This is a genomic window from Enterobacter sp. QK-SA4 (assembly GCF_056856775.1).
Map to the genome: position 1 here is coordinate 113,936 of NZ_JBXFXH010000007.1, position 23,778 is coordinate 137,713.

Sequence of the window (23,778 nt, forward strand, 5' to 3'; positions counted from 1 at the left end):
GGTTTTGAGCAAAAAAGAGACGGTTGAAATTTTTTTTTAAAAGAGGGGTTGTCAACGTCTGAGAACTCCCTATAATGCGCCTCCACTGACACGGAACAACGGCTTACAGGCCGCCGGGTTAGCGGGGTTCAGAGATGAACGCCGGCAGAGAAAAGCAAAAATAATCGCTTGACTCTGAATGAGGAAAACGTAATATACGGGACCTCGCAACGATGAGCTTAACGCCGCGTTGCAACTGCTCTTTAACAATTTATCAGACAATCTGTGTGGGCACTCAAAGTGACATGGATTCTTAACGTCGCAAGACGAAAAATGAATACCAAGTCTCTGAGTGAACATGCGTAATTCATTACGAAGTTTAATTCACGAGCATCAAACTTAAATTGAAGAGTTTGATCATGGCTCAGATTGAACGCTGGCGGCAGGCCTAACACATGCAAGTCGAGCGGTAGCACAGAGAGCTTGCTCTCGGGTGACGAGCGGCGGACGGGTGAGTAATGTCTGGGAAACTGCCTGATGGAGGGGGATAACTACTGGAAACGGTAGCTAATACCGCATAACGTCGCAAGACCAAAGAGGGGGACCTTCGGGCCTCTTGCCATCAGATGTGCCCAGATGGGATTAGCTAGTAGGTGGGGTAACGGCTCACCTAGGCGACGATCCCTAGCTGGTCTGAGAGGATGACCAGCCACACTGGAACTGAGACACGGTCCAGACTCCTACGGGAGGCAGCAGTGGGGAATATTGCACAATGGGCGCAAGCCTGATGCAGCCATGCCGCGTGTATGAAGAAGGCCTTCGGGTTGTAAAGTACTTTCAGCGGGGAGGAAGGCGTTGAGGTTAATAACCTCAGCGATTGACGTTACCCGCAGAAGAAGCACCGGCTAACTCCGTGCCAGCAGCCGCGGTAATACGGAGGGTGCAAGCGTTAATCGGAATTACTGGGCGTAAAGCGCACGCAGGCGGTCTGTCAAGTCGGATGTGAAATCCCCGGGCTCAACCTGGGAACTGCATTCGAAACTGGCAGGCTAGAGTCTTGTAGAGGGGGGTAGAATTCCAGGTGTAGCGGTGAAATGCGTAGAGATCTGGAGGAATACCGGTGGCGAAGGCGGCCCCCTGGACAAAGACTGACGCTCAGGTGCGAAAGCGTGGGGAGCAAACAGGATTAGATACCCTGGTAGTCCACGCCGTAAACGATGTCGACTTGGAGGTTGTGCCCTTGAGGCGTGGCTTCCGGAGCTAACGCGTTAAGTCGACCGCCTGGGGAGTACGGCCGCAAGGTTAAAACTCAAATGAATTGACGGGGGCCCGCACAAGCGGTGGAGCATGTGGTTTAATTCGATGCAACGCGAAGAACCTTACCTACTCTTGACATCCAGAGAACTTAGCAGAGATGCTTTGGTGCCTTCGGGAACTCTGAGACAGGTGCTGCATGGCTGTCGTCAGCTCGTGTTGTGAAATGTTGGGTTAAGTCCCGCAACGAGCGCAACCCTTATCCTTTGTTGCCAGCGGTTAGGCCGGGAACTCAAAGGAGACTGCCAGTGATAAACTGGAGGAAGGTGGGGATGACGTCAAGTCATCATGGCCCTTACGAGTAGGGCTACACACGTGCTACAATGGCGCATACAAAGAGAAGCGACCTCGCGAGAGCAAGCGGACCTCATAAAGTGCGTCGTAGTCCGGATTGGAGTCTGCAACTCGACTCCATGAAGTCGGAATCGCTAGTAATCGTAGATCAGAATGCTACGGTGAATACGTTCCCGGGCCTTGTACACACCGCCCGTCACACCATGGGAGTGGGTTGCAAAAGAAGTAGGTAGCTTAACCTTCGGGAGGGCGCTTACCACTTTGTGATTCATGACTGGGGTGAAGTCGTAACAAGGTAACCGTAGGGGAACCTGCGGTTGGATCACCTCCTTACCTTAAAGAACCTGCCTTTGCAGTGCTCACACAGATTGTCTGATGAAAAACAGCAGTAAAAATCTCTGCAGGCTTGTAGCTCAGGTGGTTAGAGCGCACCCCTGATAAGGGTGAGGTCGGTGGTTCAAGTCCACTCAGGCCTACCAAACTCCTTTTAAAGGATGAGCGGTACAGAGATTATAAACGATGGGGCTATAGCTCAGCTGGGAGAGCGCCTGCTTTGCACGCAGGAGGTCTGCGGTTCGATCCCGCATAGCTCCACCATCTTTTACTGCGAACCCAAGAAAACTTCAGAGTGAACCTGAAAAGGTGCACTGCGAAGTTTTGCTCTTTAAAAATCTGGATCAAGCTGAAAATTGAAACGACACATCTTAAATGGTGTGTTCGAGTCTCTCAAATTTTCGCAAGTCGATGATGAATCGAAAGAAACATCTTCGGGTTGTGAGGTTAAGCGACTAAGCGTACACGGTGGATGCCCTGGCAGTCAGAGGCGATGAAGGACGTGCTAATCTGCGAAAAGCGCCGGCGAGGTGATATGAACCTTTGACCCGGCGATGTCCGAATGGGGAAACCCAGTGCAATTCGTTGCACTATCGTTAACTGAATACATAGGTTAACGAGGCGAACCGGGGGAACTGAAACATCTAAGTACCCCGAGGAAAAGAAATCAACCGAGATTCCCCCAGTAGCGGCGAGCGAACGGGGAGCAGCCCAGAGTCTGAATCAGCTTGTGTGTTAGTGGAAGCGTCTGGAAAGTCGCACGGTACAGGGTGACAGTCCCGTACACGAAAGCACACAGGCTGTGAACTCGAAGAGTAGGGCGGGACACGTGGTATCCTGTCTGAATATGGGGGGACCATCCTCCAAGGCTAAATACTCCTGACTGACCGATAGTGAACCAGTACCGTGAGGGAAAGGCGAAAAGAACCCCGGCGAGGGGAGTGAAAAAGAACCTGAAACCGTGTACGTACAAGCAGTGGGAGCACCCTTGTGGTGTGACTGCGTACCTTTTGTATAATGGGTCAGCGACTTATATTCTGTAGCAAGGTTAACCGTATAGGGGAGCCGAAGGGAAACCGAGTCTTAACTGGGCGTTAAGTTGCAGGGTATAGACCCGAAACCCGGTGATCTAGCCATGGGCAGGTTGAAGGTTGGGTAACACTAACTGGAGGACCGAACCGACTAATGTTGAAAAATTAGCGGATGACTTGTGGCTGGGGGTGAAAGGCCAATCAAACCGGGAGATAGCTGGTTCTCCCCGAAAGCTATTTAGGTAGCGCCTCGTGAACTCATCTTCGGGGGTAGAGCACTGTTTCGGCTAGGGGGCCATCCCGGCTTACCAACCCGATGCAAACTACGAATACCGAAGAATGTTATCACGGGAGACACACGGCGGGTGCTAACGTCCGTCGTGAAGAGGGAAACAACCCAGACCGCCAGCTAAGGTCCCAAAGTCATGGTTAAGTGGGAAACGATGTGGGAAGGCACAGACAGCCAGGATGTTGGCTTAGAAGCAGCCATCATTTAAAGAAAGCGTAATAGCTCACTGGTCGAGTCGGCCTGCGCGGAAGATGTAACGGGGCTAAACCATGCACCGAAGCTGCGGCAGCGACGCGTATGCGTTGTTGGGTAGGGGAGCGTTCTGTAAGCCGTTGAAGGTGTGCTGTGAGGCATGCTGGAGGTATCAGAAGTGCGAATGCTGACATAAGTAACGATAAAGCGGGTGAAAAGCCCGCTCGCCGGAAGACCAAGGGTTCCTGTCCAACGTTAATCGGGGCAGGGTGAGTCGACCCCTAAGGCGAGGCCGAAAGGCGTAGTCGATGGGAAACAGGTTAATATTCCTGTACTTGGTGTTACTGCGAAGGGGGGACGGAGAAGGCTATGTTAGCCGGGCGACGGTTGTCCCGGTTTAAGCATGTAGGCGGAGGTTCCAGGTAAATCCGGTACCTTTTAACGCTGAGGTGTGACGACGAGGCACTACGGTGCTGAAGTAACAAATGCCCTGCTTCCAGGAAAAGCCTCTAAGCATCAGGTAACACGAAATCGTACCCCAAACCGACACAGGTGGTCAGGTAGAGAATACCAAGGCGCTTGAGAGAACTCGGGTGAAGGAACTAGGCAAAATGGTGCCGTAACTTCGGGAGAAGGCACGCTGATATGTAGGTGAAGCCCCTGCGGGTGGAGCTGAAATCAGTCGAAGATACCAGCTGGCTGCAACTGTTTATTAAAAACACAGCACTGTGCAAACACGAAAGTGGACGTATACGGTGTGACGCCTGCCCGGTGCCGGAAGGTTAATTGATGGGGTTAGCGGCAACGCGAAGCTCTTGATCGAAGCCCCGGTAAACGGCGGCCGTAACTATAACGGTCCTAAGGTAGCGAAATTCCTTGTCGGGTAAGTTCCGACCTGCACGAATGGCGTAATGATGGCCAGGCTGTCTCCACCCGAGACTCAGTGAAATTGAACTCGCTGTGAAGATGCAGTGTACCCGCGGCAAGACGGAAAGACCCCGTGAACCTTTACTATAGCTTGACACTGAACACTGGTCCTTGATGTGTAGGATAGGTGGGAGGCTTTGAAGCGTGGACGCCAGTCTGCGTGGAGCCGTCCTTGAAATACCACCCTTTAATGGCTGGTGTTCTAACGTAGACCCGTAATCCGGGTTGCGGACAGTGTCTGGTGGGTAGTTTGACTGGGGCGGTCTCCTCCCAAAGAGTAACGGAGGAGCACGAAGGTTAGCTAATCCTGGTCGGACATCAGGAGGTTAGTGCAATGGCATAAGCTAGCTTGACTGCGAGAGTGACGGCTCGAGCAGGTGCGAAAGCAGGTCATAGTGATCCGGTGGTTCTGAATGGAAGGGCCATCGCTCAACGGATAAAAGGTACTCCGGGGATAACAGGCTGATACCGCCCAAGAGTTCATATCGACGGCGGTGTTTGGCACCTCGATGTCGGCTCATCACATCCTGGGGCTGAAGTAGGTCCCAAGGGTATGGCTGTTCGCCATTTAAAGTGGTACGCGAGCTGGGTTTAGAACGTCGTGAGACAGTTCGGTCCCTATCTGCCGTGGGCGCTGGAGAATTGAGGGGGGCTGCTCCTAGTACGAGAGGACCGGAGTGGACGCATCACTGGTGTTCGGGTTGTCATGCCAATGGCACTGCCCGGTAGCTAAATGCGGAAAAGATAAGTGCTGAAAGCATCTAAGCACGAAACTTGCCCCGAGATGAGTTCTCCCTGACCCTTTAAGGGTCCTGAAGGAACGTTGAAGACGACGACGTTGATAGGTCGGGTGTGTAAGCGCAGCGATGCGTTGAGCTAACCGATACTAATGAACCGTGAGGCTTAACCTTACAACGCCGAAGCTGTTTCGGCGAAGAGACGACACAATCAAATTTCAGCCTGATACAGATTAACAGAATTTGCCTGGCGGCTTTAGCGCGGTGGTCCCACCTGACCCCATGCCGAACTCAGAAGTGAAACGCCGTAGCGCCGATGGTAGTGTGGGGTCTCCCCATGTGAGAGTAGGGAACTGCCAGGCATCAAATTAAGTAGTAAGCCGGTGCATAAATCCGGTGGTTACAGCAGTCTTCGGTGGAGCGGTAGTTCAGTCGGTTAGAATACCTGCCTGTCACGCAGGGGGTCGCGGGTTCGAGTCCCGTCCGTTCCGCCACTTATTAAGACATTAAGCCTGCCTTGTTGGCAGGCTTAATGGAAAAAAAACTTTAGGGGCGTAGCTCAGTTGGTAGAGCACCGGTCTCCAAAACCGGGTGTCGCGAGTTCGAGTCTCTCCGCCCCTGCCATATAGAATCCTTTGCTTCGGCAAAGGATTTTTTTTGCCTGAAACACTGCAGAAAACTCTCTTCTTAATTTTCAGCCAGCATCCCTGCTGGCTGATGCATCAATCCATTACATTGATTTTTAATAGATCTTTTATCTGTGATTGCTTATCACTGTTTTGCAGCCAAATTGCATACAGCGGCCTGGTAAGCGTGGTGGAATCCATCACGGTGTGCAGCCCTGCTTTAGTGTCTGCCCAGCGAACAGGTAACCAGGTACAACCTTTCAGCAGGGGCAGCTGCTGACAGGCGATCTCTGCCGAGCTGGTCGTTAACTGCGGAACATCATCAGGTGCAATCAGTCCCGTCTCGTGCTGCTGAAAATCCGGCCCCCATTCCAGGCGTAAATAGGTCAGGTCTGCCTTCATCATCGAAGGTTCAGACGCATAAAGTGCCAGGCCAAACTGGCCCACAATCTGGCTGCTAAATTCGTCCATCTTGGGGGCTTCGGTTGTGATCAGAAGATCAAGCTGGCGCTCATGAAGTTGCTTAACCAGCGACTGCCGTTGCGCAATCCTGGCTTCAAATTGCAGGTGGCCATGTGAATGATACAACCGGGTAAGCCACTGACTTAGCATGCATTCCCACAGAGAAGCGCTGGCTCCTATCGAGAACTCATTGTGCCTCGAAGTATGTGCCACCTCTTTACGTGCCGCCTGCCAGGTATTCATGAGCGTTTCTGCATACGGCAGCAGTTTCTCACCGGCAGGCGTTAAGCGAATATTGTTGCGATGGCGGGTAAAAAGATTCACACCCAGTTGATTTTCCAGCTGTCGAATACGAAAACTGACTGCTGACTGCGTCAGGTAAAGGGCTTCAGCTGCTCGCCCAAAGTGGCGTGTTCTGCTCACTTCAAGGAAAGTTTTAAGCAATTCCGTATCCACATCTTTCTCCGCAAAATTATTTGTCGTTATGATTTAAATGTTTTGTTTTACACTCTGTCAAGCGTAACTAATACTCCGCGCCATAAATAGCTCGGCCAAAGAATTAGGAGCGTGTAGGATGGCGGAAAGCTTTACGACGACTAATCGTTTTTTCGACAATAAACATTATCCGCGCGGGTTCTCTCGTCACGGCGATTTCACCATCAAAGAAGCTCAACTGCTTGAGCGCCATGGTTATGCCTTTAACGAGCTGGATCTGGGTAAGCGTGAACCTGCAACCGAAGACGAAAAACAGTTTGTTTCTGTTTGCCGTGGTGAGCGTGAGCCGGAGTCTGAAGCGGAACGCGTATGGATCAAGTACATGGCGCGCATTAAGCGTCCTAAGCGCTTCCATACGCTGTCTGGTGGTAAGCCGCAGATGGAAGGTGCAGAAGACTACACCGAGTCTGATGACTAAAATAAAGAGAAGGGGCTACGGCCCCTTTTTTTATGCCAGCAATTTCTGCAAATGCAGCAGCAAACGATCGATAGCGCGGTAGCTCAGCGCCTCCTGCAAATGTTTCCTCTCAATGTCAGTGCACCCCTCCACGTCAGCAATAGTTCTGGCCACCTTCAGCAAACGCTGCCACGCACGTATGGACAGCCCGAACCGCGTCAACGTCTCCTCCAGCCATCCCGCATCCTCAACGTTAAGAGAACAAAACTGCCGGATCCCGGCGTTATCCAGCCGTGCATTCAGCCTGTTCTGACGAGCGTACTGCCGCGTCTGGGCTGCAATCACCCGTTCGCGTACCTCCGCTGAGCTTTCGCCCGTTATGCCCGTTTGCCTGAGCAGACCCGGCGGGGGGAGGGGGATTTCGAGGGATAAATCGAAACGGTCGAGGAACGGGCCGGATAACTTACCCAGATAGCGCAACGTCTGCTCTGGCGTACAGCGGTTATGGTTTCCCTGGTAGTGACCCGTCGGGCTGGGATTCATCGCCGCGACCAGCTGAAACTGCGCGGGATAGCTTATTTTGGCTCGCGTGCGTGAGATATGTATCTCACCGGATTCAATGGGCTCCCTCAGTGCATCCAGCACTCGGCGCTCAAACTCAGGCAGCTCATCAAGAAACAGAATGCCATTGTGTGCCAGCGAGATCTCTCCCGGCCCCGGAATCGCCCCGCCACCGACCATTGCCGTCAGTGAAGCGCTATGATGCGGGGAACGAAAAGGACGACGGCGCCACTGTTTTTGCAACGACGTCGAACTGATAAGGCTATATATGGCGGCACTTTCCAGCGCTTCATGATTATTGAGCGGTGGAAGTAACCCACTCAACCTGCTTGCCAGCATGGTTTTACCCGTACCCGGCGGGCCAATTAACAGAAGATTGTGTCCACCTGCAGCCGTAATCTCCAGCGCCCGTTTCCCTTGCTCCTGCCCCATAATCTCGCTGAGATCCTCTGGTGCATCCGCTATAGCATCATCACACTCCTCCGGCTCGGACAGTTCATGACGCCCTTCCAGCCAGGCACAAACTTCCTGTAAATGCCCTGCGATGAGACACCCCTTCTCGGAGATAAGACTCACTTCTGATGCGTTTTCATTGGCGACAATGATTTGCCGTCCTGCTCGTATGGCTTCCAGCGCTCCCGATATCGCACCGGGAACGCCTCTTAACGCGCCTGTAAGCGCGAGTTCGCCAACGAACTCATACGAGCCTAGCCGTGTCGTATTAAGCTGCTCAGAAGCCGCGAGAAGGGCAATTGCGATAGGTAAATCGTATCGTCCCCCCTCTTTAGGCAGATCGGCGGGGGCAAGGTTGATGGTGATCTTCTTCGCGGGGAAGGTATAACCGCTATTTATTATTGCGCTTCGAACGCGATCCCTGGCCTCTTTAACCGTCGTTTCAGGTAACCCGACAAGAGTGAGTCCGGGTAGCCCATTGCTCAAATGAACCTCGACGGAAATAAGCGGTGCCTTTACCCCGAGAGCCGCACGCGTATAAACAACTGACAGTGACATTTGCACTACCTCCTGGTGTGACTATGCCAGCGCCGGTTTTGTCTGTTTAGCGTCATTTTGCGAATTTACGCCGCCCGTTCAGAGATTTTAAGCGCACACTGAAACCCTTGCATAACCGTGGAAACCTCCTCGCAGAATATAAAAAGCACCGTTTTGACGGTAAGAACCGCAGGGAAAAAATGAAAAATATTCATTTTCTAATTTCCGTATATAAAACAACGGTTTTTAGAAATATGATTCGCTACCTAATCAAATTCGTCATAAATAAATCTTGTGTTTGATTTAAAAACTGTGATAACTCTTTAGGTATTCCTTCGAACAAGATGCAAAAAGAACTGAAAATGACAGCCCTTCTACGAGTGATTAGCCTGGTCGTGATTAGCGTGGTGGTGATTATTATCCCACCGTGCGGGGCTGCACTTGGACGAGGAAAGGCTTAGAAATCAAGCCTTAACGAACTAAGACCCCCGCACCGAAAGGTCCGGGGGTTTTTTTATGACTAAAAAACGTAAATGAGGAGCAGAGAATGACGACTAGCACAAAATTCTGTTTCTCCCGATTTATGACGGGGAACTAACTATGAATGGGGCACAGTGGGTAGTACATGCGTTGCGCGCGCAGGGAGTCGAAACCGTATTCGGTTATCCGGGTGGCGCAATTATGCCGATTTACGATGCACTGTATGACGGCGGCGTGGAACATCTCTTGTGCCGACACGAGCAGGGCGCAGCGATGGCAGCCATCGGTTATGCCCGCGCGACCGGTAAAACCGGCGTGTGTATGGCGACTTCAGGCCCGGGCGCAACGAACCTGATCACCGGCCTGGCTGACGCGCTGCTGGATTCCGTTCCCGTTGTCGCCATCACCGGGCAGGTGGCGTCTCCGTTCATCGGTACCGATGCTTTTCAGGAAGTCGACGTCCTCGGTTTATCGCTGGCCTGCACCAAACACAGCTTCCTCGTCCAGTCTCTGGAAGAGCTGCCGCGCGTAATGGCAGAAGCGTTCGACGTGGCAAACTCAGGTCGTCCCGGTCCGGTACTGGTCGATATCCCGAAAGATATCCAGGTGGCACTCGGCGAGCTGGAACCGCACTTCTCTACCGTTGAAAGCGACGATGTCTTTCCGGAAGCGGAAGTTGAAGAGGCCCGTCAGATGCTGGCCCAGGCGAAACAGCCAATGCTGTACGTCGGCGGTGGCGTCGGCATGGCACAGGCCGTTCCTGCCCTGCGCGAATTTATCGCAACAACGCAGATGCCAGCGACCTGCACGTTGAAAGGTCTCGGTGCAGTCGACGCGGATTACCCCTACTACCTGGGCATGCTGGGAATGCACGGCACCAAAGCGGCAAACCTGGCGGTGCAGGAGTGCGATCTGCTCATCGCCGTAGGTGCCCGTTTTGACGACCGCGTCACCGGCAAGCTGAATACCTTTGCGCCGAACGCCAAAGTCATCCATATGGATATCGACCCGGCAGAGATGAACAAGCTGCGTCAGGCGCATGTCGCCTTGCAGGGCGATCTCAACGCGCTGTTACCGGCATTGCAGCAGCCGCTGGATATCAACGCATGGCGTCAGCACACCGCTGATATGCGCGCCGAGCACGCCTGGCGTTACGACCACCCCGGCGAGGCCATCTACGCGCCACTGCTGTTGAAGCAGTTGTCCGACCGTAAACCGGCTGACAGCGTCGTCACCACCGACGTAGGCCAGCACCAGATGTGGTCCGCGCAGCACATGACCTACACCCGTCCGGAAAACTTCATCACCTCCAGCGGCTTGGGTACCATGGGCTTCGGTCTGCCGGCAGCCGTTGGCGCGCAGGTTGCCCGCCCGAACGATACCGTTATCTGTATCTCCGGTGACGGCTCCTTCATGATGAACGTTCAGGAGCTCGGCACCGTTAAGCGCAAGCAGTTACCGCTGAAGATCGTGTTGCTTGATAACCAGCGTTTAGGGATGGTTCGCCAGTGGCAACAGCTGTTCTTCCAGGAGCGTTACAGCGAAACGACTCTCACCGATAACCCCGATTTCCTCACCCTGGCCAGCGCCTTTGGCATCCCTGGTCAGCACATCACCCGTAAAGATCAGGTTGAAGCGGCGCTCGACACCATGCTGAACAGCGATGGGCCTTACCTGCTTCATGTCTCAATCGACGAACTCGAGAATGTCTGGCCGTTGGTACCGCCTGGTGCCAGTAACTCACAAATGATGGAGAAATTATCATGATGCAGCATCAGGTCGCCGTACAGGCTCGCTTCAACCCGGAAACCTTAGAACGCGTTTTGCGTGTGGTGCGTCATCGTGGTTTTCAGATTTGCTCTATGAATATGGAGGCGGCCACTGACGCCCGAAATATCAGTATCGAATTAACCGTTGCCAGCCCGCGGTCGGTCGACTTACTGTTTAGTCAGTTATCAAAGCTGGTAGACGTTGCCCATGTTGCCATCTGCCAAAGCACAACCACATCACAACAAATCCGCGCTTAAGCGTGACAGGACGAAAAAATGACGACAAAAAAAGCTGATTACATTTGGTTCAACGGTGAGATGGTTCGCTGGGAGGACGCGAAGGTCCACGTGATGTCCCACGCGCTGCACTACGGTACCTCCGTATTTGAAGGCATCCGCTGCTACGATTCTCACAAAGGGCCAGTGGTGTTCCGCCATCGCGAACACATGCAGCGTCTGCATGACTCAGCCAAAATTTATCGTTTTCCGGTTTCACAAAGCGTTGATGAGCTGATGGAAGCCTGCCGCGACGTGATCCGTAAAAACAACCTGACCAGCGCCTATATCCGTCCGCTGGTCTTCGTGGGTGACGTCGGTATGGGCGTGAACCCGCCAGCCGGCTATACCACAGATGTGATCATTGCCGCGTTCCCGTGGGGTGCTTACCTGGGTGCAGAAGCCCTGGAGCAGGGGATCGACGCAATGGTCTCTTCCTGGAACCGCGTTGCGCCAAACACTATCCCGACCGCCGCGAAAGCAGGCGGGAACTATCTCTCCTCATTGCTGGTCGGTAGCGAAGCGCGCCGCCACGGCTATCAGGAAGGTATCGCCCTCGACGTAAATGGCTACATCTCTGAAGGTGCGGGTGAAAACCTGTTTGAAGTGAAAGACGGCATTTTGTTCACGCCGCCATTCACCTCGTCCGCGCTGCCGGGCATCACCCGTGACGCCATCATCAAGCTGGCGAAAGATCTGGGTATCGAAGTACGCGAGCAGGTACTGTCCCGCGAATCCCTGTATCTGGCAGATGAAGTGTTTATGTCCGGTACCGCGGCTGAAATCACGCCGGTACGCAGCGTGGACGGTATCCAGGTGGGCGAAGGCCGCTGCGGTCCGGTCACCAAACGTATTCAGCAAGCGTTCTTTGGCCTCTTCACCGGCGAAACAGAAGATAAATACGGCTGGTTGGATCAGGTTAATCACTAAGCATAAATTTGGGACGGCACGCACCGTCCCATTAAATAGTCAGACGGGAGTCAATAAAGCATGCCTAAGTATCGTTCAGCCACCACCACCCACGGCCGTAATATGGCGGGAGCCCGCGCGCTGTGGCGCGCCACCGGAATGACCGACGCCGATTTCGGCAAGCCGATTATCGCCGTGGTGAACTCCTTCACCCAGTTTGTACCGGGCCACGTGCACCTGCGCGATCTCGGTAAGCTGGTTGCCGAGCAAATCGAAGCCTCCGGCGGCGTGGCGAAAGAGTTCAACACCATTGCGGTGGATGACGGTATCGCGATGGGGCACGGGGGCATGCTCTATTCACTGCCGTCGCGCGAGCTGATCGCCGACTCCGTAGAGTACATGGTGAACGCCCACTGCGCCGATGCGATGGTCTGCATCTCCAACTGCGACAAAATCACCCCGGGGATGCTGATGGCCTCCCTGCGCCTGAACATTCCGGTGATCTTCGTCTCCGGCGGCCCGATGGAAGCGGGGAAAACCAAGCTCTCCGACAAAATCATCAAGCTCGACCTGGTCGATGCGATGATCCAGGGCGCGGACCCGAAAGTCTCTGACGAGCAGAGCGAACAGGTGGAACGCTCTGCATGTCCGACCTGCGGCTCCTGTTCCGGTATGTTCACCGCCAACTCCATGAACTGCCTGACTGAAGCGCTGGGTCTTTCTCAGCCGGGTAACGGCTCGCTGCTGGCGACCCACGCCGACCGTAAGCAGCTGTTCCTCAACGCCGGTAAGCGCATCGTTGAGCTGACCAAACGCTACTACGAGCAGGACGACGCCAGCGCGCTGCCGCGCAACATCGCCAGCAAGGCCGCATTTGAGAACGCGATGACGCTGGATATCGCAATGGGCGGGTCCACCAACACTGTTCTGCACCTGCTGGCCGCCGCGCAGGAAGCCGAAATCGACTTCACCATGAGCGACATCGACAAGCTCTCCCGCAAAGTCCCGCAGCTGTGTAAAGTCGCGCCGAGCACCCAGAAGTACCATATGGAAGACGTACACCGCGCGGGCGGCGTGCTGGGCATTCTCGGTGAGCTGGATCGCGCCGGGCTGCTGAACCGTGACGTGAAAAACGTGCTTGGCCTGACGCTGCCTGAGTCGCTGGACCAGTACGACGTCATGCTGACCAAAGACGACGCGGTGAAAAAAATGTTCCGCGCCGGTCCAGCGGGTATTCGCACCACCCAGGCATTCTCGCAGGATTGTCGCTGGGATACGCTGGACGATGACCGCGCCGAAGGCTGCATCCGCTCGCTGGAACATGCCTACAGCAAAGACGGCGGTCTGGCCGTGCTGTACGGTAACTTCGCGGAAAACGGCTGCATCGTGAAAACCGCAGGCGTGGACGACAGCATCCTGAAGTTCACCGGTCCGGCGAAGGTATACGAAAGCCAGGATGAAGCGGTAGATGCCATCCTCGGCGGCAAAGTGGTGGAAGGCGACGTGGTTGTTATTCGCTACGAAGGACCGAAAGGCGGCCCGGGCATGCAGGAGATGCTCTACCCAACCACCTTCCTGAAATCTATGGGGCTCGGTAAAGCGTGTGCGCTGATTACCGACGGACGTTTCTCCGGTGGCACCTCCGGCCTCTCTATCGGCCACGTTTCCCCTGAAGCGGCAAGCGGCGGCAACATCGCCATCATCGAAGACGGTGACCTGATCGAAATCGACATTCCGAATCGCGGCATTCAGCTGAAGCTGAGCGACCAGGAAATTGCGGCCCGTCGTGAAGCGCAGGAGGCCCGCGGCGACAAAGCCTGGACGCCGAAAGACCGCCAGCGTGAAGTCTCCTTCGCCCTGCGCGCCTACGCGAGCCTTGCCACCAGTGCAGATAAAGGCGCGGTGCGCGATAAATCTAAACTTGGGGGCTAATGATGGCCGAGTCACAACCCTTATCCGCCGCCCCTGAGGGGGCGGAATACCTGAGAGCGGTACTACGCGCGCCGGTCTATGAAGCCGTGCAGGTCACGCCCCTGCAGAAAATGGAAAAACTCTCTTCGCGCCTCGACAACGTCATTCTGGTCAAGCGCGAAGACCGCCAGCCGGTGCACAGCTTTAAGCTGCGCGGCGCCTACGCGATGATGGCCGGCCTGACTGACGAGCAGAAAGCGCGCGGCGTCATTACCGCGTCGGCGGGCAACCACGCCCAGGGCGTGGCGTTCTCGTCTGCTCGTCTGGGGCTGAAGGCGCTGATCGTGATGCCGGTTGCTACCGCAGATATCAAAGTCGACGCGGTGCGCGGTTTCGGCGGCGAAGTGCTGCTCCACGGCGCCAACTTTGACGAAGCCAAAGCCAAAGCGATTGAGCTGGCGCAGCAGCAGGGCTTTACCTGGGTGCCGCCGTTCGACCACCCGATGGTGATTGCCGGGCAGGGCACGCTGGCGCTGGAACTGCTACAGCAGGATGCCCATCTCGACCGCGTCTTCGTTCCGGTTGGCGGCGGTGGCCTGGCCGCAGGCGTGGCGGTGCTGATCAAACAGCTGATGCCGCAGATCAAAGTCATTGCCGTTGAAGCGGAAGACTCTGCCTGCCTGAAAGCGGCGCTGGATGCGGGTCATCCGGTAGATCTGCCGCGCGTCGGGCTGTTTGCCGAGGGCGTGGCGGTGAAGCGCATTGGGGATGAAACCTTCCGCCTGTGTCAGGAGTATCTCGACGATATCGTCACGGTTGATAGCGACGCCATCTGCGCGGCGATGAAGGATCTGTTCGAGGATGTGCGCGCGGTGGCGGAACCGTCAGGCGCGCTGGCGCTGGCGGGAATGAAGAAATACATCGCGCAGCACAACATTCGCGGTGAGCGACTGGCGCACGTGCTGTCTGGTGCGAACGTGAACTTCCACGGTCTGCGCTACGTTTCCGAGCGCTGCGAGCTGGGTGAACAGCGGGAAGCGCTGCTGGCGGTGACGATTCCTGAAGAGAAGGGCAGCTTCCTGAAGTTCTGCCAGCTGCTGGGCGGCCGTTCGGTGACGGAATTTAACTACCGTTTTGCCGATGCCAAAGACGCCTGCATTTTTGTCGGCGTGCGTCTGAGCCGCGGCGTGGAGGAGCGCAAAGAGATCCTCAACCTGCTGCATGAGGGCGGCTACAGCGTGGTCGATCTCTCTGACGATGAGATGGCGAAGCTGCACGTGCGCTACATGGTCGGCGGGCGTCCATCAAAGCCGCTCAGGGAACGTCTGTTCAGCTTCGAGTTTCCGGAATCGCCGGGCGCGCTGCTCAAGTTCCTGCACACGCTGGGCACGCACTGGAATATCTCACTATTCCACTACCGCAGCCACGGCACCGACTACGGCCGCGTGTTGGCGGCGTTCGAACTGGGCGAGCACGAGCCGGATTTCGAAACGCGGCTGAACGAGCTGGGTTATGAATGTCACGACGAAACCCATAACCCGGCCTTCCGCTTCTTCCTCGCGGGCTAGTGGTTCGGCAATATCTTCCAGAACGCATCAATTAGCGGCTCATGCAGCCGCTTTTTTTGTGCGCACACGCCAAGCTCAAACGGCGTCTTCTCGTCGCTGCGCTCCAGAATCATCACGCGATTGCGCACCGGTTCGGGGCTGTTTTCCAGCACCACTTCCGGCAGCAGCGCCACGCCGCAGCCCAGCGCCACCATCGACACCATTGCCTCATGGCCGCTGACCGTGGCGTAAATCGACGGATTGCTGATTTTCTGACGGCGGAACCACAGCTCGATGCGGCGGCGGACCGGCCCCTGATCGGCCATGATAAAAGGTACCGTCGACCAGTCCGGTTTTTCCACCGACACCTGATTACGCACCGGGCAGGGCAGCGCCGGGGCAATCAGTACCACCGCCAGATTCTCCAGCATCGAGAATGCCACCGCGCCTGGCAGGGTTTCGGGTTTTCCGGCGATGGCGAGATCCGCTTCGCCCGTCACCACTTTTTCCATTGCGTCGGAGGCGTCGCCGGTGGTGAGCTTAATTTCAACCGACGGATGCGCCGCGCGGAATCGGTCGAGAATGGGCGGCAGATGGCTATAGGCGGCGGTCACGGAGCAGAAAATATGCAGTTCGCCGGAAAGTGACGGCCCCTGCTGGTCAATCGAGTGCCGCAGCTGCTGGTACTGCAACAGCGTCTGCTGGGCAAAAATGCGCAGCTCTTCACCCGCTTCCGTGAGGGTGACGGTGCGGTTATCGCGCACGAACAGCGGCTGGCCGAGGTCTTCCTCAAGGCGCTGGATCTGGCGTGAAAGCGTGGAGGGGCTAACGTGCATTGCCCGGGCGCTGCGGCCAAAATGGCGGCTTTCCGCCAGGTGCAGGAACATTTTCAGATCGCGTAAATCCACCGATTCCACTCCCTCTTTTTACATTGCAAAAATTGCAACATGACGTTGTGAATATATCAATTTCCGCAATAAATTTCCTGTTGTAATGTGGGTACATTCTCGCTGAAACGCGAACCGAACAATAAGACACACAACATCACGAGGTATCACCCATGGCTAACTACTTTAATACACTGAACTTGCGCCAGCAGCTGGCGCAGCTGGGCAAATGCCGCTTCATGGCGCGCGATGAATTTGCCGATGGCGCGAGCTACCTTCAGGGTAAAAAAGTGGTCATCGTCGGCTGTGGCGCACAGGGTCTGAACCAGGGCCTGAACATGCGTGACTCCGGTCTGGATATCTCCTACGCCCTCCGTAAAGAAGCGATCGCCGAGAAGCGTGCTTCCTGGCGTAAAGCGACCGAAAACGGCTTCAAAGTGGGCACCTACGAAGAGCTGATCCCGCAGGCGGATCTGGTTGTTAACCTGACCCCGGACAAACAGCACTCTGACGTTGTGCGTTCCGTACAGCCGCTGATGAAAGACGGCGCCGCGCTGGGTTACTCCCACGGCTTCAACATCGTTGAAGTGGGCGAGCAGATCCGTAAAGACATCACCGTGGTGATGGTGGCGCCGAAGTGCCCGGGTACCGAGGTACGTGAAGAGTACAAACGTGGCTTCGGCGTGCCGACCCTGATCGCGGTTCACCCGGAAAACGATCCGAAAGGCGAAGGCATGGCGATTGCCAAAGCGTGGGCAGCGGCGACCGGCGGCCACCGTGCGGGCGTGCTGGAATCTTCTTTCGTTGCCGAAGTGAAATCTGACCTGATGGGTGAGCAGACCATTCTGTGCGGCATGCTGCAGGCCGGTTCTCTGCTGTGCTTCGACAAGCTGGTGGAAGAGGGTACCGACCCGGCCTACGCGGAAAAACTGATTCAGTTCGGCTGGGAAACCATCACCGAAGCGCTGAAGCAGGGCGGTATTACGCTGATGATGGATCGTCTGTCCAACCCGGCAAAACTGCGTGCTTACGCGCTGTCTGAACAGCTGAAGACCATCATGGCGCCGCTGTTCCAGAAACATATGGACGACATCATCTCCGGCGAGTTCTCTTCCGGCATGATGGCAGACTGGGCGAACGACGATAAGAAACTGCTGACCTGGCGTGAAGAGACCGGTAAAACCGCGTTCGAAACCGCGCCACAGTATGAAGGTAAAATCGGTGAGCAGGAGTACTTCGATAAAGGCGTTCTGATGATCGCGATGGTGAAAGCAGGCGTTGAGCTGGCGTTCGAAACCATGGTGGATTCCGGTATCATCGAAGAGTCTGCGTACTACGAATCACTGCACGAGCTGCCGCTGATCGCGAACACCATCGCCCGTAAGCGTCTGTACGAAATGAACGTGGTGATCTCTGATACCGCAGAATACGGTAACTACCTGTTCTCTTACGCCTGCGTACCGCTGCTGAAAGAGTTTATGACGACCCTGCAGACGGGCGATCTGGGTAAAGCGATTGCGGAAGGTGCGGTGGATAACGCGCAGCTGCGCGATGTGAACGAAGCGATTCGCAGCCACCAGATCGAGAAAGTGGGCCACAAACTGCGTGGCTACATGACCGATATGAAGCGTATCGCGGTAGCGGGCTAACACCTGGTGCGGGCTGATGCCCTCACCCCGCCCCTCTCCCACGGGGAGAGGGTGCAAACATTAAAGGCCTTCTCTTAGAGAAGGCCTTGTTGTTTATTTCCGATACAGTACTTTAATAATGTGATACCCGAACTGGGTATGCAGCGGGCCGGTTGGCTCCAGCACCGGGCAGGAGAACACCACTTTATCGAACGCTGGAACCATCTGGCCCTGACGGAACTCACCCAGATCGCCGCCGCGTTTGCCTGACGGGCAGATGGAGTGCTTCTTCGCCAGCTTGCCGAAGTCGGCACCGTTTTTAATCTGCTCCAGAAGATCTAAAGCCAGTTTCTCTTCTTTAACGAGGATGTGCACTGCTGCTGCTGTTTTTGCCATGATCGTGCCTTGAATAGGTTGAAATAAATCGGGGCGCAATATATCACGCGTCAGCGGCGATATAGCACCTTAATGATATGGTAGCCAAATTTGGTTTTTACCGGGCCGTAGGGCTTCAGAAGCGGGCAGCTAAAGACCGCCCGATCGAACGGGCCGACCATCGCACCTTGTTGAAACTCGCCGAGATCCCCGCCATTGCGTCCGGACGGGCATTTAGAGTAACGCTTCGCCAGATGATCAAAGCTGATGCCGCGCTCCAGCTTGGCCAGGATCTCCTGAGCCAGTTTCTCTTCTTTTACCAGAATATGCAGGGCTGCTGCGGTCTTTTTCATGGTTCTGCTCTACGGGTTAAACGCGATTTCTCCACTTTATCATTAGCCGGTAAATCTGCGCCCGGCTTTCTGCTACAATCCACACCCCGTTCGAAGATTGAGCAACACTCCCATGCGTTTAAACCCTGGACAACAACAAGCGGTCGAATTCGTTACTGGACCATGCCTGGTGCTGGCAGGGGCCGGTTCGGGTAAAACCCGCGTGATCACCAACAAAATCGCCCATCTGATCAACAACTGCGGATATCAGGCGCGACACATTGCGGCGGTCACCTTTACCAATAAAGCGGCGCGCGAGATGAAAGAGCGCGTCGGCCAGACGCTGGGCCGTAAAGAGGCGCGCGGCCTGATGATCTCCACCTTCCACACGCTGGGGCTGGATATCATCAAACGCGAGTATGCGGCGCTGGGAATGAAGTCCAACTTCTCTCTCTTCGATGACACCGATCAGGTGGCGCTGCTCAAAGAGCTCACCGAGGGGCTGATCGAAGATGACAAAGTGCTATTGCAGCAGCTGATCTCGACGATCTCTAACTGGAAAAACGATCTGATGACGCCGGCCCAGGCCGCGGCGATCGCCAAAGGTGAACGGGATCGGATCTTCGCCCACTGCTACGGTCTGTACGATGCGCATATGAAAGCGTGCAACGTGCTGGACTTTGACGATCTGATCCTGCTGCCCACGCTGCTGCTGCAGCGCAATGAAGAGGTGCGCGAGCGCTGGCAGAACAAAATCCGCTACCTGCTGGTGGATGAATATCAGGACACCAACACCAGCCAGTACGAGCTGGTGAAGCTGCTGGTGGGACAGCGCGCGCGTTTCACCGTGGTAGGCGACGACGACCAGTCAATTTACTCCTGGCGCGGTGCGCGCCCACAAAACCTGGTGCTGCTGAGCAAAGATTTCCCGGCCCTGCAGGTGATTAAGCTGGAGCAAAACTACCGCTCCTCCGGGCGTATCCTGAAGGCGGCAAACATCCTGATTGCTAATAACCCGCACGTATTTGAGAAGCGTCTCTTCTCCGAACTGGGCTACGGCACGGAGCTGAAAGTGCTCAGCGCCAACAATGAGGATCATGAAGCGGAGCGCGTGACGGGCGAACTTATCGCTCACCACTTCGTCAACAAAACCGAATATAAGGATTACGCGATCCTCTATCGCGGCAATCACCAGTCGCGCGTCTTTGAAAAGATGCTGATGCAGAACCGCATTCCGTACAAAATCTCGGGCGGCACGTCGTTCTTCTCGCGGCCAGAAATCAAAGATCTGCTGGCCTATCTGCGCGTGCTCACTAACCCGGATGACGACAGCGCGTTTCTGCGCATCGTGAATACGCCTAAACGCGAGATTGGCCCGGCGACGCTGCAAAAGCTCGGCGAGTGGGCGATGACCCGCAACAAAAGTATGTTTACCGCCAGCTTCGACATGGGGCTGAGCCAGACGTTAACCGGACGCGGGTATGACTCGTTAACCCGCTTCACCCACTGGCTCGGCGAAGTACAGCGTCTCGCGGAGCGGGAGCCGGTGGCGGCAGTGCGCGATCTCATTCACGGCATCGACTATGAGTCCTGGCTGTATGAAACTTCGGCCAGCCCGAAGGCGGCGGAGATGCGCATGAAAAACGTTAACCAGCTCTTCAGCTGGATGACCGAAATGCTGGAGGGCTCTGAAATCGACGAGCCAATGACCCTGACGCAGGTGGTCACCCGCTTTACCCTGCGCGACATGATGGAGCGCGGCGAGAGCGAAGAAGAGGCCGATCAGGTTCAGCTGATGACGCTGCATGCGTCAAAAGGGCTGGAGTTCCCGTATGTGTATCTGGTCGGCATGGAAGAGGGATTGTTGCCGCACCAGAGCAGCATTGATGAAGATAACGTCGACGAGGAGCGTCGCCTGGCCTACGTGGGGATCACCCGCGCGCAGAAAGAGCTGACGTTCACGCTGTGTAAAGAGCGCCGCCAGTATGGTGAACTGGTACGCCCGGAGCCGAGTCGTTTCCTGCTGGAACTGCCGCAGGATGACCTGATCTGGGAACAGGAGCGCAAAGTGATTACCGCAGAAGAGCGGATGCACAAGGGACAGGCTAACGTGGCGAACATCCGCGCCATGCTGGCAAAAGCCAAAGAGAAAGGATAATTCCGTAGGGATCTGTAGGCCGGGTAAGGCGAAGCCGCCACCCGGCAATGTTCAGCGTATTACTTTACTTCCAGCACCCAGTGCACGTAGCTCTGCCACTGGCACTCCTGTTCGATCATCTCGGCCCCTAACGGGTGACGATCAATCCAGTTCTCCGGCAGCGTCAGCGAAAGCTTCTCGTCATCGGCCACCAGATTAATGGCTGGCAGCAAATCATCGCGGCGGCGGCTGGCAAAGAGGATAGCCAGACGCAGCAGGCGGCACAGATGCTCGGCTACGCGCGGCGGTACGGCGTTTTGCTGATGCAAAGAGGAGAGATCGACGGCATTGGTCTGGTTCAGCAGCAGCGTTGCCAGCAGCTTTTTCTGCGCGGGCGTATAGCCCGGTAGATCAAGGTTTCGCACCAGATACGCTGCATGAGCCGGTGCCTGCTTAAAATCAATGCTCAGCCCCACTTCATGTAGCGCGCAGGCGCTCAGCAGTAAATCCCGGCTCAGATGGTCAAGATCCCAGACGTTAGCGACCTGATCGGCGAAGCGTGACGCCAGCTGCGATACGCGTCCGGCCTGATCGATATCAACCATAAAACGACGCTGCACATTGCGCAGAGTACGGCTGCGGATATCCTGATCGACCGAAAGATGTAACATCCCGTAGACCAGACCTTCGCGCAGCGCGCCGCCGGCCAGGGTCATACACTGGATGTTCAGTTCGGTGAAAATAGCGATCAGAATAGCCAGCCCGCTCGGGAAAACCAGCGCGCGTTCCAGCGTCAGGCCTTCAATTTCCAGCTCTTCCAGGCGTCCACACTGAATGGCGCGCTGTTTTAGCTGCTGAAGCTTGGCAAGCGTAATCCGCTCGTCCATTCCCTGCGCCATCATGATTTCCTGCAGAGCCTGCACGGTACCCGAGGCACCCACGCAGACTTTCCAGCCGTGATAGCGCAGCTCGTCCATCACCGGGCGTAACACTTCGCGCGCTGCGTTTTCTGCCTCGTCGAAGTTCTCTTTCGCCAGATTCCGATCGGTAAAGTAGCGCTCAAGCCAGGTCACGCAGCCCATCGACAGGCTGAACAGCGACGTTGCCTGCGCGCCGGTGCCGGTCACAAGCTCGGTACTGGCACCACCGATATCCACCACCAGACGGCGATCGTCACCCCCTGTGGTATGTGCAACGCCCTGGTAAATCAGGCGAGCTTCTTCTTCACCGCTGATAATCTGTACCGGACAACCCAGAATTTCCTGCGCTCTGGCAATGAAATCCACGGCGTTAACCGCCAGGCGGAGTGTCGCAGTGGCGACCACGGTGATTTGGGCGTGCGGGATATCCTGCAGACGTTCGGCAAAGAGCCGCAGACACTGCCAGCCACGTTCCATGGCTTCAGGCGAGAGGTGATTGTCACTGCTCAGGCCCGCCGCGAGGCGGACCTTGCGCTTGATGCGCGTCAGCGTTTGTATGCTTCCCGCCACCTCGCGCACAACCAGCATATGAAAACTATTCGAACCGAGATCAATTGCCGCATAAAGCGAGGTGGAGCTGAGCATATTTTCTTAACCTGAACGACGACGATTACGCGGCGCGCCACCTGAACGACGCGGACCATTGCCGGAGCGTGGGCGGGTTAGACGCTTAGGCGGCGGCAGTTCGCTTAACAGCGCTTCCGGATTGTATTTGCTCTGCGGAATAGAGTGACCGATATACGTCTCAATGGCCGGGAGATTCAGCGCATACTCTTCACACGCAAGGCTAATCGAGTGACCGCTTGCGCCCGCACGACCGGTACGACCGATACGGTGTACGTAGTCTTCGCAGTCGTCTGGCAGATCGTAGTTAAAGACGTGCGTCACGGCCGGAATGTGCAGACCACGAGCGGCAACGTCGGTTGCGACCAGAATGTCAAGATCGCCACGGGTAAACTCATCCAGAATACGCAGGCGTTTTTTCTGCGCCACGTCGCCGGTCAACAGGCCAACACGGTGACCGTCTGCAGCCAGATGGCCCCAGATGTCTTCACAACGGTGCTTGGTGTTCGCGAAGATAATGGCGCGATCTGGCCACTCTTCTTCAATCAGCGTTTGCAGCAGACGCATTTTCTCTTCATTGGAAGGATAGAAGAGCTCTTCTTTAATGCGGTGACCCGTTTTCTGCTCCGGTTCCACTTCTACATATTCGGCGTTGTTCATCTGTTCGAACGCCAGCTCGCGTACGCGATAAGAAAGGGTAGCGGAGAACAGCATATTCAGACGCTGATTGGCCGGCGGCATGCGGCGGAACAGCCAGCGAATGTCTTTAATGAAGCCCAGATCGTACATGCGGTCAGCTTCATCGAGCACCACAACCTGGATTGCGCCGAGGTTAATGTGGTTCTGTTTGGCGTAATCGATAAGACGGCCGGTGGTACCGATCAGGATATCCACACCGCTTTCCAGCACTTTCAGCTGTTTATCGTAGCCGTCGCCGCCATAGGCCAGGCCAAGCTTCAGGCCGGTAGACTGCGCCAGGGGTTCAGCGTCTGCGTGGATCTGTACCGCAAGTTCTCGCGTCGGGGCCATAATTAGCGCGCGCGGCTGGTTAACTTTGCGGTCTGCAATCGCTGGGTGAGAAAGTAAATAATGAAACGTTGACGTTAAAAACGCCATCGTTTTGCCGGTACCGGTTTGCGCCTGCCCGGCAACATCGCGACCGGCCAGCGTCAGCGGCAGCGCGAGGGCCTGAATGGGCGTGCAGTTATGAAACCCTTTATTTTCAAGGGCTTCAATCACCTTCGGGTGCAGCGCGAAGTCGGAAAACTTCTGTTCTGTTAAATGTGTTTTGCTCATAGTGTGGTAGAATATCAGCTTACTATTGCTTTACGAAAGCGTATCCGGTGAAATAAAGTC

Annotated in this window: 17 protein-coding genes, 4 tRNA genes and 3 rRNA genes; 17 read left to right on the forward strand and 7 right to left on the reverse strand. The window is 55.6% G+C overall.

Going from position 1 to position 23,778, the window contains the following annotated elements; all coding sequences use genetic code 11:
- Positions 1-380: 380 nt before the first annotated feature.
- The 7 genes from AC1VYI_RS02035 (at position 381) to AC1VYI_RS02065 (ending at position 5,720) form a co-directional block, all read left to right on the forward strand.
- Positions 381-1,920 (forward strand): 16S ribosomal RNA (locus AC1VYI_RS02035).
- A gap of 69 nt (positions 1,921-1,989) precedes the next feature.
- Positions 1,990-2,066, forward strand: a tRNA-Ile gene (locus tag AC1VYI_RS02040).
- Positions 2,067-2,108: 42 nt separating this feature from the next.
- A tRNA-Ala gene (locus AC1VYI_RS02045) sits at positions 2,109-2,184 on the forward strand.
- A 181-nt stretch (positions 2,185-2,365) separates the two neighbouring features.
- Positions 2,366-5,270 (forward strand): 23S ribosomal RNA (locus AC1VYI_RS02050).
- Between the two features lie 72 nt (positions 5,271-5,342).
- Positions 5,343-5,458, forward strand: a 5S ribosomal RNA gene (gene rrf, locus AC1VYI_RS02055).
- The 16S, 23S and 5S rRNA genes sit together here with 4 tRNA genes alongside, the layout of an rRNA operon.
- A gap of 55 nt (positions 5,459-5,513) precedes the next feature.
- Positions 5,514-5,590: transfer RNA gene (locus AC1VYI_RS02060), tRNA-Asp, on the forward strand.
- Positions 5,591-5,644: 54 nt separating this feature from the next.
- Positions 5,645-5,720, forward strand: a tRNA-Trp gene (locus tag AC1VYI_RS02065).
- 98 nt (positions 5,721-5,818) lie between these two features.
- Here AC1VYI_RS02065 and hdfR read toward each other — a convergent pair.
- Positions 5,819-6,640, reverse strand: a complete 822-nt coding sequence (gene hdfR / locus AC1VYI_RS02070; RefSeq protein WP_023309659.1) for an HTH-type transcriptional regulator HdfR — start codon at positions 6,638-6,640, stop codon at positions 5,819-5,821.
- Between the two features lie 118 nt (positions 6,641-6,758).
- Here hdfR and AC1VYI_RS02075 point away from each other — a divergent pair, with 118 nt between their 5' ends.
- Positions 6,759-7,097 (forward strand): MaoP family protein, encoded by a 339-nt coding sequence (locus tag AC1VYI_RS02075; RefSeq protein ID WP_023309658.1) that lies wholly within the window; start codon positions 6,759-6,761, stop codon positions 7,095-7,097.
- A 30-nt stretch (positions 7,098-7,127) separates the two neighbouring features.
- On the opposite strand, the gene AC1VYI_RS02080 is transcribed toward AC1VYI_RS02075, so the two are convergent.
- Positions 7,128-8,648: a YifB family Mg chelatase-like AAA ATPase gene (locus AC1VYI_RS02080; protein WP_134867024.1), complete on the reverse strand. Its 1,521-nt coding sequence runs from the start codon at positions 8,646-8,648 to the stop codon at positions 7,128-7,130.
- Between the two features lie 341 nt (positions 8,649-8,989).
- Between AC1VYI_RS02080 and ilvL the strand changes: the two genes are divergently transcribed.
- The 7 genes from ilvL to ilvA all read left to right on the forward strand — a co-directional run bounded on the left by ilvL (position 8,990) and on the right by ilvA (position 15,540).
- Positions 8,990-9,088: an ilv operon leader peptide gene (gene ilvL / locus AC1VYI_RS02085; protein WP_001311244.1), complete on the forward strand. Its 99-nt coding sequence runs from the start codon at positions 8,990-8,992 to the stop codon at positions 9,086-9,088.
- Between the two features lie 86 nt (positions 9,089-9,174).
- Positions 9,175-9,225, forward strand: a complete 51-nt coding sequence (gene ilvX, locus AC1VYI_RS02090) for a peptide IlvX (protein ID WP_166792073.1) — start codon at positions 9,175-9,177, stop codon at positions 9,223-9,225.
- Between the two features lie 2 nt (positions 9,226-9,227).
- Positions 9,228-10,874 (forward strand): acetolactate synthase 2 catalytic subunit, encoded by a 1,647-nt coding sequence (gene ilvG, locus AC1VYI_RS02095; protein WP_045357220.1) that lies wholly within the window; start codon positions 9,228-9,230, stop codon positions 10,872-10,874.
- Positions 10,871-11,134, forward strand: coding sequence for an acetolactate synthase 2 small subunit (gene ilvM, locus AC1VYI_RS02100; protein ID WP_023309655.1), 264 nt, complete (start codon positions 10,871-10,873; stop codon positions 11,132-11,134). Before ilvG ends, ilvM begins: the two co-directional genes overlap by 4 nt.
- A gap of 18 nt (positions 11,135-11,152) precedes the next feature.
- Positions 11,153-12,082 (forward strand): branched-chain-amino-acid transaminase, encoded by a 930-nt coding sequence (ilvE, locus tag AC1VYI_RS02105; protein WP_023309654.1) that lies wholly within the window; start codon positions 11,153-11,155, stop codon positions 12,080-12,082.
- Between the two features lie 60 nt (positions 12,083-12,142).
- The gene (ilvD, locus tag AC1VYI_RS02110; protein WP_023309653.1) at positions 12,143-13,993 is read left to right on the forward strand and encodes a dihydroxy-acid dehydratase; all 1,851 of its coding nucleotides are present in this window, start codon (positions 12,143-12,145) and stop codon (positions 13,991-13,993) included.
- A 2-nt stretch (positions 13,994-13,995) separates the two neighbouring features.
- Positions 13,996-15,540 (forward strand): threonine ammonia-lyase, biosynthetic, encoded by a 1,545-nt coding sequence (ilvA, locus tag AC1VYI_RS02115; protein ID WP_024907958.1) that lies wholly within the window; start codon positions 13,996-13,998, stop codon positions 15,538-15,540.
- On the opposite strand, the gene ilvY is transcribed toward ilvA, so the two are convergent.
- Positions 15,537-16,427 (reverse strand): HTH-type transcriptional activator IlvY, encoded by an 891-nt coding sequence (gene ilvY, locus AC1VYI_RS02120; RefSeq protein WP_109846500.1) that lies wholly within the window; start codon positions 16,425-16,427, stop codon positions 15,537-15,539. The two genes, ilvA and ilvY, sit on opposite strands and share 4 nt — an antisense overlap.
- A gap of 152 nt (positions 16,428-16,579) precedes the next feature.
- Here ilvY and ilvC point away from each other — a divergent pair, with 152 nt between their 5' ends.
- Entirely contained in the window at positions 16,580-18,055 is a 1,476-nt protein-coding gene (ilvC, locus tag AC1VYI_RS02125; protein ID WP_021242831.1) for a ketol-acid reductoisomerase, read from the forward strand.
- Between the two features lie 93 nt (positions 18,056-18,148).
- On the opposite strand, the gene ppiC (AC1VYI_RS02130) is transcribed toward ilvC, so the two are convergent.
- Positions 18,149-18,430 (reverse strand): peptidylprolyl isomerase PpiC, encoded by a 282-nt coding sequence (gene ppiC, locus AC1VYI_RS02130; RefSeq protein WP_023309650.1) that lies wholly within the window; start codon positions 18,428-18,430, stop codon positions 18,149-18,151.
- 50 nt (positions 18,431-18,480) lie between these two features.
- Complete coding sequence (ppiC, locus tag AC1VYI_RS02135) at positions 18,481-18,762, reverse strand: peptidylprolyl isomerase PpiC (protein ID WP_023309649.1); 282 nt, start codon at positions 18,760-18,762, stop codon at positions 18,481-18,483.
- A gap of 112 nt (positions 18,763-18,874) precedes the next feature.
- Here ppiC (AC1VYI_RS02135) and rep point away from each other — a divergent pair, with 112 nt between their 5' ends.
- The gene (rep, locus tag AC1VYI_RS02140; protein ID WP_226484427.1) at positions 18,875-20,899 is read left to right on the forward strand and encodes a DNA helicase Rep; all 2,025 of its coding nucleotides are present in this window, start codon (positions 18,875-18,877) and stop codon (positions 20,897-20,899) included.
- 59 nt (positions 20,900-20,958) lie between these two features.
- Here the strand turns inward: rep and gppA are convergent, their stop codons facing one another.
- On the reverse strand, positions 20,959-22,443 hold the full coding sequence (gene gppA, locus AC1VYI_RS02145) for a guanosine-5'-triphosphate,3'-diphosphate diphosphatase (RefSeq protein ID WP_023309647.1): 1,485 nt from the start codon (positions 22,441-22,443) through the stop codon (positions 20,959-20,961).
- A 6-nt stretch (positions 22,444-22,449) separates the two neighbouring features.
- Entirely contained in the window at positions 22,450-23,718 is a 1,269-nt protein-coding gene (gene rhlB / locus AC1VYI_RS02150; protein WP_134867025.1) for an ATP-dependent RNA helicase RhlB, read from the reverse strand.
- Between the last annotated feature and the right edge of the window lie 60 nt (positions 23,719-23,778).